Annotated in this window: 16 protein-coding genes; 9 read left to right on the top strand and 7 right to left on the bottom strand. The window is 55.3% G+C overall.

The features are described from left to right. Positions 1-112 precede the first annotated feature (112 nt). From AC9UEO_RS03870 to rfbD, 3 genes are read left to right on the top strand one after another with little or no spacing between them, the layout of a single operon-like run. Positions 113-976 (top strand): hypothetical protein, encoded by an 864-nt coding sequence (locus AC9UEO_RS03870; RefSeq protein ID WP_509530102.1) that lies wholly within the window; start codon positions 113-115, stop codon positions 974-976. Beyond that, positions 973-2034, top strand: a complete 1062-nt coding sequence (gene rfbB, locus AC9UEO_RS03865) for a dTDP-glucose 4,6-dehydratase (protein WP_509530099.1) — start codon at positions 973-975, stop codon at positions 2032-2034. Before AC9UEO_RS03870 ends, rfbB begins: the two co-directional genes overlap by 4 nt. Then, entirely contained in the window at positions 2024-2920 is an 897-nt protein-coding gene (gene rfbD / locus AC9UEO_RS03860) for a dTDP-4-dehydrorhamnose reductase (protein ID WP_509530096.1), read from the top strand. Before rfbB ends, rfbD begins: the two co-directional genes overlap by 11 nt. A 49-nt stretch (positions 2921-2969) precedes the next feature. On the opposite strand, the gene AC9UEO_RS03855 is transcribed toward rfbD, so the two are convergent. Then, positions 2970-3359: an H-NS histone family protein gene (locus tag AC9UEO_RS03855; protein WP_509530093.1), complete on the bottom strand. Its 390-nt coding sequence runs from the start codon at positions 3357-3359 to the stop codon at positions 2970-2972. Positions 3360-3565: 206 nt separating this feature from the next. Here AC9UEO_RS03855 and argB point away from each other — a divergent pair, with 206 nt between their 5' ends. Both argB and slmA read left to right on the top strand, forming a co-directional pair. After that, the gene (gene argB, locus AC9UEO_RS03850; RefSeq protein WP_509530090.1) at positions 3566-4462 is read left to right on the top strand and encodes an acetylglutamate kinase; all 897 of its coding nucleotides are present in this window, start codon (positions 3566-3568) and stop codon (positions 4460-4462) included. A 17-nt stretch (positions 4463-4479) separates the two neighbouring features. Continuing rightward, complete coding sequence (slmA, locus tag AC9UEO_RS03845) at positions 4480-5109, top strand: nucleoid occlusion factor SlmA (RefSeq protein ID WP_509530087.1); 630 nt, start codon at positions 4480-4482, stop codon at positions 5107-5109. Here slmA and AC9UEO_RS03840 read toward each other — a convergent pair. The 4 genes from AC9UEO_RS03840 to AC9UEO_RS03825 are packed head-to-tail and all read right to left on the bottom strand — an operon-like array spanning position 5102 to position 9563. Beyond that, positions 5102-6628 carry a UxaA family hydrolase gene (locus AC9UEO_RS03840; RefSeq protein WP_509530084.1) on the bottom strand — a complete coding sequence of 509 codons (1527 nt, stop codon included), beginning with the start codon at positions 6626-6628 and terminating at the stop codon, positions 5102-5104. The genes slmA and AC9UEO_RS03840 overlap by 8 nt on opposite strands. 13 nt (positions 6629-6641) lie before the next feature. Next, positions 6642-8039, bottom strand: coding sequence for a TRAP transporter large permease (locus AC9UEO_RS03835; RefSeq protein ID WP_509530081.1), 1398 nt, complete (start codon positions 8037-8039; stop codon positions 6642-6644). Positions 8040-8046: 7 nt separating this feature from the next. Next, positions 8047-8586, bottom strand: a complete 540-nt coding sequence (locus AC9UEO_RS03830) for a TRAP transporter small permease (protein WP_509530078.1) — start codon at positions 8584-8586, stop codon at positions 8047-8049. Further along, positions 8583-9563 (bottom strand): sialic acid TRAP transporter substrate-binding protein SiaP, encoded by a 981-nt coding sequence (locus tag AC9UEO_RS03825; RefSeq protein WP_509530075.1) that lies wholly within the window; start codon positions 9561-9563, stop codon positions 8583-8585. Before AC9UEO_RS03825 ends, AC9UEO_RS03830 begins: the two co-directional genes overlap by 4 nt. 154 nt (positions 9564-9717) lie before the next feature. Here AC9UEO_RS03825 and AC9UEO_RS03820 point away from each other — a divergent pair, with 154 nt between their 5' ends. The 4 genes from AC9UEO_RS03820 to AC9UEO_RS03805 are packed head-to-tail and all read left to right on the top strand — an operon-like array spanning position 9718 to position 13526. Then, entirely contained in the window at positions 9718-10452 is a 735-nt protein-coding gene (locus AC9UEO_RS03820) for an SDR family oxidoreductase (protein ID WP_509530206.1), read from the top strand. A gap of 16 nt (positions 10453-10468) precedes the next feature. Further along, on the top strand, positions 10469-11227 hold the full coding sequence (locus tag AC9UEO_RS03815; protein ID WP_509530072.1) for an SDR family NAD(P)-dependent oxidoreductase: 759 nt from the start codon (positions 10469-10471) through the stop codon (positions 11225-11227). 19 nt (positions 11228-11246) lie between these two features. Continuing rightward, entirely contained in the window at positions 11247-12113 is an 867-nt protein-coding gene (locus AC9UEO_RS03810; protein WP_509530069.1) for a fumarylacetoacetate hydrolase family protein, read from the top strand. A 12-nt stretch (positions 12114-12125) separates the two neighbouring features. Continuing rightward, positions 12126-13526 carry a di-heme oxidoreductase family protein gene (locus AC9UEO_RS03805; protein WP_509530066.1) on the top strand — a complete coding sequence of 467 codons (1401 nt, stop codon included), beginning with the start codon at positions 12126-12128 and terminating at the stop codon, positions 13524-13526. 1 nt (position 13527) lies between these two features. Here AC9UEO_RS03805 and ttcA read toward each other — a convergent pair whose 3' ends face one another. After that, positions 13528-14415, bottom strand: a complete 888-nt coding sequence (ttcA, locus tag AC9UEO_RS03800) for a tRNA 2-thiocytidine(32) synthetase TtcA (RefSeq protein ID WP_509530064.1) — start codon at positions 14413-14415, stop codon at positions 13528-13530. After that, positions 14409-14777, bottom strand: a complete 369-nt coding sequence (locus tag AC9UEO_RS03795; RefSeq protein WP_509530061.1) for a dihydroneopterin aldolase — start codon at positions 14775-14777, stop codon at positions 14409-14411. Before AC9UEO_RS03795 ends, ttcA begins: the two co-directional genes overlap by 7 nt. Between the last annotated feature and the right edge of the window lie 3 nt (positions 14778-14780).

The following is a 14780-nucleotide window of genomic DNA, read 5'->3' as shown; positions in this document are numbered from 1 at the left end:
ATTGCGTCTGCAGGCAATTAGCCACATTAGTTTCGAGCGCCTGCAGCTCGTCCGGGCATTGTGTATGCCCCACTTCCTTAGTTTTAAACACATCACCGACAGGTACTCCTAGATGAAGAATGAAAACCGCGCAACGCATCCCCGCAAGGACCATGCTCTGACCCGCAGTGGTCGCTGTATCGCCTTGATCGACAGTAACTACATGGCGTGGTTGCTTAAACAAAGCACCGACAGCGATGCCGAGCCAGAGGCCTATAACCGCCAAGCCCTGATCCCCACCTTGGTGCAGACCTTGAAACAAGCAGGTTTGGGCTTGGATGTTCAACGTGTTTATTGGTATAGCGACAACCCCGACAGCCAATTTGCACAAGACCAAATCGTGCGTGTGCTCGACGTCACCAGCGGCGAACCCAGTGAAGTGGCTTTCAGCGCCATGTCCGCTGACATCGCCCGTTTGTCAGAACGCAAAGCCTGCGAACACCTGTTGATCGCCAGCGATGACGACCGCTTGACCGCCAGCATCGATGAAGCCCAATTGCATGGCCTGAATGTTTACCTGTTGGCCGACGAGTCAGCCCGCCACATGGACCAGTTGATCAACGAAGACCCCGCATGGTGCCGTTTGTTGGCGCAGGCCGATCGCCGTGTGTTGCTCATTGCCCAAGCCGCGCGTGAATTAAGCGCCCAGCCTCGTGCTGCTGCCGCGCCTGCTGCGCCGCAAGACCCTGAACTGGTGCGTACCAAGTTGCAGGAAGTGGTCGATGGTTGGTGGGACGACGAGCCCGAAGACCTGCGCGAAGACTTGCGTGACGAGTTGCGCGGCAGCCATGGCATCCCACAAGAAGTAGATCGTCATATGCTGCTGCGTGTGCGTCGCGCTTTAGACCGTCCTTTGAGCTTTCCCGAGAAAAAAATCTTGCGTGAAATGGTTCGCAACAAAGTCTTGGGTGTTACTGAAGAAAGCTTGCCCGCATGACCGTTTTGGTGACCGGCGGTGCCGGTTTCATCGGGAGCAACTTTGTCCACGCGTGGTTGGCGCACCAAGAGGAAGTGCTGGTCAACCTCGACAAGCTCACCTACGCTGGCAATTTGCGCAATCTCCATGCTTTGGCGGGTGACAGCCGACACCATTTTGTGCAAGGCGACATAGGTGACACCACCTTGGTGAGCCAGTTGTTGGCGACGCACCAACCCCGCGCCGTACTGCATTTCGCCGCCGAGTCTCATGTGGACCGCTCTATCCACGGCCCCATGGATTTCATACAAACCAATGTGGTCGGCACCTTTCAGCTGCTCGAGTCGGTGCGGGCTTATTGGGCGGGGTTGGATGCTCAGGCCAAGCAGGCGTTTCGTTTTTTGCATGTCAGCACCGACGAGGTGTACGGCAGTTTGGCAGCCGATGCACCCGCCTTTAGCGAAACCCACCCCTACGAGCCCAACAGCCCTTACTCGGCCAGCAAAGCCGCTTCTGACCATTTGGTGCGTGCTTGGCACCACACTTACGGCTTGCCGGTGCTTACCACGAATTGCAGCAACAACTACGGCCCCTACCATTTCCCTGAAAAACTCATTCCCTTGGTGATACACAACGCCTTGGCGGGTAAGCCACTGCCCATTTACGGCGACGGTCAGCAGGTGCGCGATTGGTTGTACGTGGAGGACCACTGCAAAGCCATCATGCGGGTGCTGCAAGACGGCCGCTTGGGTGAAACCTACAACGTGGGCGGCTGGAACGAGAAACCCAATATCGAGGTGGTGCGCACCCTGTGTGCTTTGCTTGACGAATTGAAACCCCGTGCCGATGGCCAGTCCTACGCCACGCAGATGACGTTTGTGAAAGACCGCCCCGGGCACGACCGACGCTATGCCATTGATGCGCGTAAATTGGAGCGTGAACTCGGCTGGCGCCCCGAAGAGACCTTCGAAACAGGCTTGCGCAAAACTGTTCAATGGTATTTAAACCATGGCGATTGGGTGCAAGAAGTCACCAGCGGCAGTTACCGCGCTTGGATAGGCCAAAACTATGGCAGCTGATAGCGTTTTGCTCTTCGGGGCGAACGGTCAGTTAGGATACGCTTTGCAGGCAGAGTTGTCCGTTTTAGGGCGCTTGATCCCGCTTACTTTGGTTGATGTGGACATTGGCGACGCAAAGGCTTTGCAAGCGGTGATTCGCCACCACGCGCCGCGCTACATCGTCAATGCGGCTGCCTACACCGCTGTTGATAAAGCCGAGCAAGAGCCTGACTTGGCGCAGGCAATCAATGCCACGGCACCTGGCATCATGGCCGCCGAGGCCAAAGCCTTGGGCGCCACCATGGTGCACTACTCCACCGACTATGTTTTCAATGGACGCTCTCCCAGCCCCTACAAGGAAAGCGACGCCACCGACCCTTTGTCGGTCTATGGACGAAGCAAGCGCGATGGCGATGAGCAAGTGATGGCGCAAGCGGGTACTTTTTTCATCTTCCGAAGTTCTTGGGTGGTGGGTGCACATGGCGGCAATTTTTTGAAAACCATGCTGCGCTTGGCGCAAGAGCGCGACAGCTTGAGCGTGGTGGCCGATCAATACGGTGTGCCCACTTCGGCGCGTTGGATGGCGCAGGTCACCTGTCAGGCCTTGCAAAACCCCCAACACGCGGGTGTGAGTGGGCTTTACCACCTCAGCAATGCTGGGCGCACCACTTGGCATGGTTATGCGCAATATGTGCTGTCGCGAGCCGCGCAAATGGGTTGGCAGCTCAAAATCAAGCCCGAGGATGTCAGGGCGATTGCCACTTCCGATTACCCTTTGCCAGCGCCGCGACCTGCCAACTCCGTGCTTGACACCGGCTTGGTGCAGCAAAGTTTGGGTTTGGTCATTCCCGCTTGGGAGTTTGGCGTGGACGAGGTTTTATCGACTTTAAGAGCGCAAGGCGCTTAAAAGTTTATCAACCGCCGAATAAAAAAATAATATCGGCGGTCAATAAAACTTATTCTGCTGCAGGGATTAGAGCTGACGCCAATGTGCCGGCTGTATTTAAAGCTTGTACCCATTGGGGCATGCGACCGCGACCGGTCCAGGTATTGGCGGAATTAGCAGGGTCACGGTATTTAGGCGCTACTTTTTTACCCGCAGTTGCACGTTTGGCCTTGGGTGCCTTGGCTGCGGTGGTTTTAGAAGTAACTTTTTTGCCTTTGGTTTTGCTGCCCAAAGCAGCGGCAATGTCGGCGGCGCTCAAACCAGCACTGTGGGCGATTTGAACAATTTGTGCCAACGCTTTGGCGTGACCACGCGACATCAAGCGCTGTTCTTCTTTTTCCAGTTTGATTCTGGCGGCGCGGATTTTTTCAAGTTGGTTAATAGGGCTGGTTCGTGCCATTGAATATCTCCAAATAATTCATTAATCAAACTTTATTATAATACAAATATTAATACGAGTATATATTTTTATATCTCTTAATAATAAAAAATATATTGAGCAGATTATCAATTTATTCAAAATACTTTATTCCTTAAGAGGCAGGCTAGCATTAGCCAAGGCAACACGAATGCGGCACAATAGGTCTAACTTATTCAACAACTGCCATGTCCAGTCCACACCCTTTTGCCACAGCCAACAGCGACAAAGCCGACATACTGGCCCGAGCTTTGCCCTATATCCGCAAGTTCCATGGCAAAACCTTGGTGATTAAATACGGTGGCAACGCCATGACTGACCCGCAGTTGCAAGCCGGCTTTGCCCAAGATGTGGTGCTTCTCAAGCTGGTGGGCATGAACCCTGTGGTGGTGCACGGGGGCGGGCCACAAATTGAAAACGCGTTGCAGCGCTTGGGCAAAAAGGGCGAGTTCGTTCAAGGTATGCGGGTGACTGACGCCGAAACCATGGAAGTGGTGGAGTGGGTGTTGGCGGGTGAGGTGCAGCAAGACATCGTGGGCTTGATCAACCAAGCGGGTGGCAAGGCCGTGGGCCTCACAGGGCGTGACGGCGGCATGATCCGAGCGCGTCAATTGAAGATGCAAGACAGCACAGACCCCAGCAAAGAAGTCGATGTAGGGCAGGTAGGCGATATCGTCAGCGTCGACCCCAGCGTGGTCAAGGCACTGCAAGACGACGCCTTCATTCCCGTCATCAGCCCGATTGGCTTTGGTGAAAGTAACGAGAGCTACAACATCAACGCCGATTTGGTGGCTTCCAAACTTGCCACGGTGTTGAAGGCTGAAAAGTTGGTGTTGTTGACCAATACCGAGGGTGTGTTGGACAAAGCTGGCAACCTCTTGCGTGACCTAAGCGCTCGCCAAATTGACGCTTTATTTGCCGACGGCACCCTGAGCGGCGGCATGTTGCCCAAAATCAGCGGTGCGTTGGACGCTGCCAAAAGCGGGGTCAATTCGGTGCATATCATTGATGGACGGGTGCCCCACGCCTTGTTGTTGGAAATCCTCACCGATCAAGCTTTTGGTACCCTGATTCGTTCGCACTGACTTTCAAGGAGTCTTCGATGGCCACAGAGCAGACCAGCAGTTCATCCTCTGATGCACAGGCCACACCACGCAAGCGGCCCAAGCCTGGTGAGCGGCGCATTCAAATCCTGCAAACACTGGCGGCCATGCTCGAGCAGCCAGGGGCTGAGCGCATCACCACCGCCGCACTGGCCGCTCGCTTAGAGGTAAGCGAAGCCGCGCTGTACCGTCATTTCGCCAGCAAGGCGCAGATGTTTGAAGGACTGATCGAATTCATTGAAACCAGCATCTTCAGTTTGCTCAACCAAATCGCTGAGCGAAGCGACGCCTCTGCCGTGAAAGCACGTCACATGGTGACGGTGTTGCTGCAGTTTGCCCAGCGAAACCCCGGCATGGCAAGGGTGATGGTGGGTGACGCCTTGGTGTTTGAAAACGACCGCCTTGAGCAGCGCATGAACCAGTTCTTTGAACGCTTTGAATCCAGCTTGCGCCAAGTCTTGCGAGACCAAGCGCAGTCGCAGTCCTCATTGACACCTACGGTAGAGGCCAATGTGCAGGCCTCGGTTTTGGTGTCATTTGTGGTGGGGCGCTTGCAGCGTTTTGCCCGAAGCGGCTACAAACGCTTGCCCACAGAGCATATGGACGCCAGCTTGGCGCTTCTTACATAACCGCGCCCAGCTGCCACGGCACAAACTCGTTTTGCCCATAGCCGTGCTGCTCGCTTTTGCTGGCCTCACCTGAAGCGCAGGCAATGATGCGCTGAAAAATTTCCTCGCCTTTGGCTTGCACCGTGCTGCCGCCATCGACCACGTCGCCGCAGTTGATGTCCATGTCATCGGTTTGGCGTTGCCACAACGCGGTGTTGGTGGAAAGTTTGAGTGACGGTGAGGGCGCGCAGCCATAGGCCGATCCGCGACCTGTGGTGAAGCAAATCAGGTTGGCGCCGCCCGCGACTTGACCGGTGGCGCTGACGGGATCGTAGCCGGGTGTGTCCATGTAGACAAAGCCATGCGCCTTGACCTTCTCGGCGTACTCGTACACCGCTTGCAAATTGCTGGTGCCGCCTTTGGCCACTGCGCCGAGGGACTTCTCCAAAATGGTGGTCAAGCCCCCCGCTTTGTTGCCAGGGGAGGGGTTGTTGTTCATCTCGCCTTGGTGCATGGCGGTGTAATGCTCCCACCAGCGGATGCGCTCGACCAATTTTTCGCCCACCTCGCGGCGCACTGCGCGGCGCGTCAGCAGGTGCTCGGCACCATAAATTTCAGGCGTTTCGCTCAGAATGGCGGTGCCGCCGTGCGCCACCAGCAAGTCGACCGCCGCGCCCAAGGCTGGGTTGGCGCTGATGCCCGAATAACCGTCTGAGCCGCCACACTGCAGCCCCACGGTGATGTGCGCCACGCTGCACGGCACACGCTGGGACTGGTTCACCGTGGGCAGCATGGCCTTGACCAACTCGATGCCCTTGGCCACCGTCAAACGGGTGCCTCCACTGTCTTGGATGTTGAAGGTTTGCAGCGTGCTGCCCTCGGCCAAGCCGCTGTGCGACATCCACGATTTGAGTTGATTGGCCTCGCAGCCCAAGCCGATGGCCAACACACCCGCGAAATTGGGGTGGGTGGCGTAGCCCGCCATGGTGCGCTCCAGCACCTGCATCCCTAAGCCTTCGGTGTCCATGCCGCAGCCTGTGCCGTGGGTCAGGGCGATGACACCATCCACGTTGGGAAAGTCGGCCAAAGCAGCGGGGTGAATGGTCTTGGAGAAATGGTCAGCGATGGCGCGGGCGACGGTGGCCGAGCAATTCACGCTGGAGAGGATGCCAATGTAGTTGCGCGTGGCCACGCGGCCGTCCGCACGCACATAGCCCATGAACTCGGCGTGGCGAGCCGGGGCCTCGGGTTTGACATCGGCGCAAAACGCATAGTCGCGTGCAAAGTCGCCCTTGTTGGGGCCCATGTCAAGGTTGTGGGTATGCACATGCTCGCCGGGCGCGATGTCTTTGGAGGCAAAGCCAATGATTTGGTTGTAACGGCGCACTGGCGCACCCGTGGCGACGGCGCGGGTGGCGATTTTGTGACCCGGCGGGATCAGGCCACGCACGGCCATGCCCTCCACCATAGCGCCCGAGAGCAGTTGTTGGCGGCTGATGACCACGTCATCGGCGGGATGGAGGCGAATAAAAGTACTCATGAAAAAACCGATATCAAGAAGCCATCAAACGGGGCAGCCAAAGGGAAATACTGGGTACATAGGTGATCAAAATCAAGCTGCCAATCAGCGGCACCAACCACGGCAAGATCGCCATGGTGGTGCGTTCCACACTCAAGTTGGCCACCCGTGCCAGCACGAACAGCACCATGCCCATGGGCGGGTGCAACAAACCAATCATCAGGTTCAAAACCATGACCAATCCGAAGTGAACCAAGTCAATGCCGAGTTGCTGGCAGATGGGAACCAAAATAGGAACCAAAATGGTGATGGCGGCAGTGGGTTCCAAAAAACAACCGACAAACAGCATGAGCAAATTGGCCAGCAACAAAAACTGCCAAGGCTGGTCGGTCACGCCTAAGACCCATTGGCCAATGGCCGCGGTTACGCCAGTGGCTGTCAGCAACCAACCAAAAATGCTGGCAGCTGCCACGATAAAGAGCACTGTGGCGGTGGTCTCTACGGTGTCGAGGCAGATCTTGACAAACAGCTTGAAATGCAAAGTGCGGTACCACAGAAAACCCAAGATCAGTGCCCACACACAGGCGGCAATTGCACCCTCCGTGGGTGTAAAAACGCCCGTGGTCATGCCGCCAATCAGCAGCACAGGCGTCATGATGGGCAGCACCGCTTGAAAGTTAAAGAGCTTGTCCGCGGCAAACAGCAGCACCAAACCGACCAGCACCGTGAGTTGCGCTTGGGTACCGACTTCGGTGACCAACAACCAAATGACCAACGGCCAACTGATGACCACCAAGGTTTCACCCAAGGCTTTCAATAACTTGGGCCACTCAAACTTCACATCGCCACCCCAGCCGTTTTTATGGGCGAAGTAAGCTACGGTAAGCATCATTAACAAGGCCATGACCACGCCTGGAACGATACCGGCCAAAAACAGCGAACCCACCGACACATTGGCCATCATGCCGTAGATGACAAACGGCAGGCTGGGTGGAATGATGGGGCCCAAAGTGGCAGACGCAGCGGTCACACCCACGGCAAATTCGGGGTCGTAGCCATGGTCGGTCATGGCTTTGATTTCGATGGTGCCCAAACCTGCTGCGTCAGCGATTGCCGTGCCACTCATGCCAGCAAACACCACCGAGCCCACCACGTTCACATGGCCCAAACCGCCTTTGAGCCAGCCCACCAATGCCAGCGCATAGCTGTAAATGCGGTGGGTGATACCCGCAGTGTTCATGAGGTTGCCGGCCAAGATGAAAAACGGCACAGCCAGTAAAGGAAAGCTGTCAATGCCGGAGACCATGCGGTGAACCACCACAAAGGGTGGCGAGCTGGGAACAAACAACAAATAGATGAGGGAGGCGGCCGCCATGGCCATGGCCACGGGCAAGCCACCACTGAGTAAAAACAAAAAAATAATTTTTAACATGCTGGCCTTAAAGGTTTTCGGGGCGTTCAAGCACGCTATGGCCTTGTTGCCAGTGACGCCGCATGACCCACACGCTGCGCCATGTCATCAGCACAAACGCCAGTAACACCACGCCGTAGACGATGTTCATGGGCAGGTTGACGATGGTCATTTGGTAGTTACCCATTTTTTGCATCAGCAACCAAGTGAGGTAGCTCGCCGTTGCCAAAAACGCCACCCGCAACACATCAGTCAGCAAAGACAAACTGCGTGCCAAACCACGGGGCATGAAGCGGTAGAAAAAATCAACTTGAATATGGTTGTTTTTGGCCACCCCAATGACCGCGCCCACGAACACCGTGGCAATCAATAGGTAGCGGGCGATTTCTTCGGTCCATGCAGCAGAATCGTTGAACACATAGCGGGTGATGAACTGGTAGAGCACCGTCAAACCTAATGCCCAGAAAAAAAACAATGCAAGCCAAGCTTCGGCAATGGTGCCTGAAAGATCAACCGATTCATCCGCATCGCCAAAGGAGGCGGCCAGCTTATCAAGGTCGGCGCTCATTTGGCTGCTTGAACGCGGTCGTAGTCGGCGCGGGACAAACCCATGCTTTCAACAGGTTTGTTTTTCAGCACGGCGTCTTGAAAACTTTTGCGGTTGACTTCCACCACCTGCAAGCCTTTTTTCTTGAAAGTGTCGATCAATTCGACTTCGCGTTTTTTGATTTTGGCTGTGGCTCTGGCGGCAGCTTCTTGCATTACTTCGGTAAACATTTTTTGCTCAGCAGGGCTGAGTGTGCTCCACACATGGGGCGCAACCATGGTCACCAAGCCGTCAACAATATGCCCCGTCAGCATGATGGCTTTTTGCACTTCAAAGAACTTTTTGGCCTCAATGGTGGTGAGGGGGTTTTCTTGAGCATCCACCGTGCCGTTTTGCAGTGCCAAGTAAACCTCGGCAAAAGCGATGGGCGTGGGGTTGGCGCCGCAGGCTTGCCACGTCGCGGTGTAGGCGGGAGCGTCGGGAACGCGGATTTTCAAACCCTTGATGTCCGCACATTGGCCAAAGGTTTTTTGGGCGGTGGTATGTCTGGCGCCATAGTAGGTGTAGGCGGTGACTTGAATGCCAGTTTTGTTGCGAAATTCGTTGACCATCTCTTGGAATAAAGCGCTTTTGGAGTAAGCCAGCAAATGGTCGCCATCGCGGAAGATGAAGGGGTAGTAGGCGATGCCAAAGCGGGGGTAGCTACGCGCAGCAAAAGAGGGGCCGCTGATGATGATGTCAACCGATCCCAAGGTCAGGCCTTGGTTCAAATCGGTTTCTTTGCCCAAACTAGACGCAGGAAACACCTGAATATCAAACTTGCCATTGCTGCGTTTTTTGATTTCTTCTGCTGCCCAAACCGACTCGGTGTGGTAGGGCTCTGAGGACTCATACACATGGGCCCATTTGAGTTTTTGTTGAGCCAAAGACACGCAAGGCAGGCCAGCACACACGGCCAGCAACACCAAACAAAAGCGGTAAAAAGAGATGAAACGCATGGCGAAAGGCTTTCTGGGGAATTGGGAATACTTGCATGCACCATACCGCTGCGTCAAGTCTTGCCTCATCCGCATAAACCCGTAGCCAAGGGCTTGACTGCGAAGCCCTATCATCCTTGGTTACGCCATGAACCCTATCAATTCAGGAAACCCCATGCGATTACAAGGCAAGCACATACTCATTACCGCCGCTGGGCAGGGCATTGGCAAGGCGACGGTTTTGGCCATGGCAGCCGAGGGCGCAACCGTTTGGGCCACCGACGTTAACCCCGGTTTGCTTGAAGGGTTCAAGGGCATGGCACAGGTGCACACCGCTGTGCTGGACGTGATGGACAAAGCCGCCATCCAAGCGCAGATTGGCGCCATGGACCGTATCGATGGATTGTTCAACTGCGCTGGCTATGTGCACAGTGGTACCGCCTTGACCGCCACCGATGACGACTGGAACTTGGCATTCAACCTGAATGTGCGCTCGCAATTTTGGGCGATTCAAGCAGCCTTGCCCAAGATGATTGCTCAAGGCGGTGGCAGCATCATCAACATGGCCAGTGTGGCCTCTAGCTTGAAAGGCCTGCCCAACCGCTTTGTGTATGGCGCCAGTAAAGCTGCTGTCATTGGTTTGACCAAAGCAGTGGCCGCCGACCATGTGCGCCAAGGAATACGTTGCAATGCAATTTGCCCAGGCACAGTGGATACACCCTCTTTGCAAGACCGCATCGACAGCCAAGCCGATCCGGTGCAAGCTCGCAAAGACTTCATCGCTCGACAACCCATGGGCCGTTTAGCGCAAGCCCATGAAATAGCGCCCATTGTGGTGTTTTTGGCCAGCGACGAGTCGCAATTCACCACCGGTCAGGCCTACTCGGTCGACGGCGGCATGACCATTTGATTTTTTAGGAACAAAGATGAATCAACTCGATATGAAAGGTCGCCACGCAGTGGTGACGGGGGGCGCTAGCGGTTTGGGTTTTGCCATGGTCGAGCGCTTGCTGCGCTCGGGTGCACAAGTGACCGTATGGGACTATGACGCTGCCGGCATGGCCAAGGCCGAAGCAGAGTTTAAAAAAGCGGTGCCTGGCGCGGTGGTGCACAGTGTGAAAGTCGATTTAACCCAGCACGCTGAAGTGGTGGCCGCTGTCAAGCAAAGCATTGCATTGGTGCCTGTGGACGCTTTAGTCAACAGCGCGGGCATTTCCGGCCCGAACATGAAATCGTGGGATTACCCGCTGGCCGATTGGCACAAGGTGTTTGACATCAATGTCAACGGCTTGTTCTACTGCTGCCGCGAACTGGCACCCCACATGAAGGCGCGTAACTATGGGCGCATCGTCAACATTGCCTCAGTGGCAGGCAAAGACGGCAACCCCAATGCCAGCGCTTACAGCGCCAGCAAAGCCGCAGTGATTGCATTGACCAAATCGCTGGGCAAAGAATTGGCTGATACGGGTGTGCGCGTGAACTGCGTCACACCCGCCGCAGTCAAAACCCCCATCTTTGACCAACTCACGCCCGAGCACATACAGTTCATGTTGAGCAAAATTCCCATGGGCCGCTTTGGCACCCCTGATGAAATTGCTGCCATGGTGGCATGGTTGTGCACCGAGGACTGCTCCTTTTCAACAGGTGCAGTGTTCGATTTGTCGGGCGGTCGGTCCACCTATTGATTTTTTTACAGGAGCAAAAATGAAACTTGTGCGCTATGGCCAAATGGGCCGCGAAAAACCCGGCCTCATTGATACAGACGGCAAACTGCGTGACTTAAGCCATGTCATCGCCGATGTTACGCCAGAGCACTTGAGCGACAAAGCCTTGGCCAAACTCGCACGCATCAAAACCGCCACACTTCCTTTGGTCAAGGGCAAGCCTCGCATGGGTTGTCCCATCAGCCATGTGGGTAAATTTATTGCCATTGGTTTGAACTACGCAGACCATGCGGCTGAATCCAATCTGCCAGTGCCCAAAGAGCCGGTGGTGTTCATGAAAGCCAACAGTTGTGTACAAGGCCCCAATGACGACATCATGTTGCCCAAAGGCTCGGTCAAGTCAGACTGGGAAGTCGAGCTTGGCGTAGTGATTGGTACTCGTGCCAGCTATGTGTCGCAAGCGCAAGCCCTGAACTATGTCGCTGGCTATTGCACCATCAACGATGTGTCCGAGCGTGAGTACCAGCTCGAGCGTGGCCTCACCTGGGACAAGGGCAAGGGTTGCGACACCTTTGGCCCCATCGGTCCATGGTTGGTCACGCGTGACGAAGTACCTCAACCCCAGCGCTTGGCTATGTGGCTTGACGTGAATGGCGTTCGTATGCAAACTGGCAACACCAAAACCATGGTGTTTAATGTCGCTAAATTGGTCAGCTACGTCAGCCAGTTCATGACCCTGATGCCTGGCGACGTCATCACCACCGGCACTCCTCCAGGTGTGGGCATGGGCATGAAGAAAAACGGCAAGCCTGCACCTGTTTTCCTTAAGGCGGGTGACACCATGTCCTTGGGTATTGCGGGCTTGGGCGAGCAGCACCAAAAGGTTGTGGCTTACAAAAAGCATTGAAAAAGGTGTGATGTGAAAAAAGCGGTCCTTGTCTTTCTGTCCTTGGTGTTATTGCACGGGACCGCTGTCACACAAACCCCCGCTGACAAAACAGTGGTGCCGCAAGAGGTTTACAGACAGCCGGTGGCAGGTTTGACTTCTAAGCAAATGCAAGTCTTCCTCAAGGGGGAGCGGGTCTTCACCAATTTTTGGATGGCGGTAAACAACCCCGTCATTCCGTTGGTGTGGGATTTGTCTCAACCTGGACCTGCTGGCGGCGAGTGGGGCTTGGGCCCTATGTTTTTGGCGACCAACTGTGCTTCTTGCCACCTCAATGCGGGGCGCGGCAGAGCTTTAGACAACAGCGGCAGTTTGGCTATTCAGCATGTGTTGCGCATCTCGGTGCCAGGTGAGGGACCGCATGGCTCGCCCAAGCCGGACCCCAACTATGGGACAGAGATCCAAATGTTTGACACCATCACCCGCAAAGACACCGAGGTGAGAGCTGGCGAAGCCGAGGTGTATATCGACTGGTCTGCCAAGGCCTTCAGCTTCCCCGATGGTGAGACCTTAGAGCTTAGACAACCCAAGGTAAGGGTTGACAAGCTCAACTTTGGTCCGCTTGCTGACGGTGTGATGCTTTCGCTTCGCAACAGCCAAGCCATGGTGGGCATGGGCTACTTGGAAGCCATTGCGGAAAAAGACATTTTGCACGTCGCACAGCAGCAAAAGGGGCAGGGATTGAATGGCCGTCCCAACTATGTGCGCGACGACATCAACAACAAACAGGCCATGGGGCGTTTTGGCTGGAAGGCTAACCAACCCAGTATCCGACAGCAAATTGCCTCGGCCTTTGGTTCAGACATAGGCGTCACCTCTTCTGTTTACCCTTTCACCAACTGCACGCCTGTGCAGCACGAGTGCTTGGCCGCCATCAAAGCCCCTAAGCCAGAGTTGCGCCCCGATATGTGGGACGCCATCACTTTTTGGACGCAGGCCTTAGAGACACCCGAGCGACGAGACGTCGACAAACCCGAAGTCAAGCGTGGTGAAGCTTTGTTTGCATCCTCTGGGTGCGCCATGTGCCATGTGCCCGAGTGGCGCACCGGCAAGTATGCAGCGGTGCCATCCATCTCTAACCAGCGTATTCGCCCCTATACCGACTTGCTGTTGCACGACATGGGCCCCGATTTAGCCGATGGCCGCCCCGACTTCAAAGCCAGCGGCAACGATTGGCGTACCCCGCCGTTGTGGGGTATAGGTTTGTCCAAGCAGGTGAGTGCCAGCACTTCGTTTTTGCACGATGGACGTGCGCGTAATTTGCTTGAGGCCGTGGTGTGGCATGGCGGCGAAGCGAAGCCTTCGCGCGACAAGTTCACGGCTTTACCGGCCGAGCAGCGCAAAGACTTGATAACTTTTTTAGAGTCGCTTTAACTTAGCTGGTCAGGGTGACCGTTTGTATGCCACTCAGGCCAGGTAGCGCAAAACTCTCAGGGTCAAACGCAGTGTCCCCCTCGGGGTCGGGGACGCCGGTGGTTTTCAAGCCCTGAAAGTCAAACAAGCTGTGGTCCAGCAGGTGAGAGGGTGCCACGTGTTGCAGCGAATTGAACATGATGTCCAACCGCCCTGGGTGTTTTTTCTCCCACTCGCGCAGCATATTGCCCACTTGCTGGCGCTGTAAACCGTCTTGGCTGCCGCACAAGGTGCAAGGAATGATGGGAAACGCGCGGTGCGCGGCCCAGCGCTCTAAATCGCGCTCAGCCACAAAAGCCAAGGGCCGAATCACGATATGGTGGCCTGCGTCACTCACCAACTTCGGCGGCATGCTTTTCAACTTGCCAGCGAAAAACATGTTCAGAAAAAAGGTGTGCAAGATGTCATCGCGGTGATGCCCTAAGGCAATTTTGGTCGCGCCAATTTCATCGGCGACGCGGTACAAAATGCCTCGACGCAACCTGCTGCACAGGCTGCACATGGTTTTGCCCTCGGGAATTTTGCTCTTGACGATGGAGTAAGTGTCTTGGGTTTCGATGCGAAAAGGCACGCCAAGCGTGCTGAGGTAGTCAGGCAACACATGCGCTGGGAAACCGGGTTGTTTTTGGTCTAAGTTGACCGCGATGATGTCAAAGTGAATCGGTGCACGCGCTTTGAGTTTGAGCAAAATGTCGAGCATGCCGTAACTGTCTTTGCCGCCCGACATGCAGACCATGACTTTGTCGCCTTCTTCAATCATGTTGTATTGAACAATGGCTTGGCCAACCTGTCGGCACAGGCGTTTTTCCAGTTTTTGGGTTTCACGTTCAATCTGCATGGTGTTCACCATGATCCAGCCTCCATGCGGATAGCGACTTCGCAGTCGTCAAAAATTTCAAGCTTGGTGATTTTCACCCTGACCGCCTTCACCCCCTGCAGACCCATTAAGCGGTGACAGAGTTTGCCAATCATGGTCTCGAGCAAGCTGACATGTTGTGCAGTGCATTCATCGATGATGATTTGACGTACCAAGCGGTAATCCAACACGCGAGAAATATCGTCATCGGCGGGCAGCAGTGGCTGAGCGCCTAAGCTTAGCTCGGCGTCGACCTGAATGGGTTGGGGTGCTTTTTTCTCATGCGCCAAGATGCCAAGATCCGCGTTAAAACGCAAACCGCTTAAAGTGAGAATTTGGTTGCCGTTGGAGTTCATAGG

This window comes from Limnohabitans sp. (assembly GCF_040401495.1).
GTDB lineage: Bacteria > Pseudomonadota > Gammaproteobacteria > Burkholderiales > Burkholderiaceae_C > Limnohabitans.
This window is presented reverse-complemented; position numbering and strand designations above follow the sequence as displayed.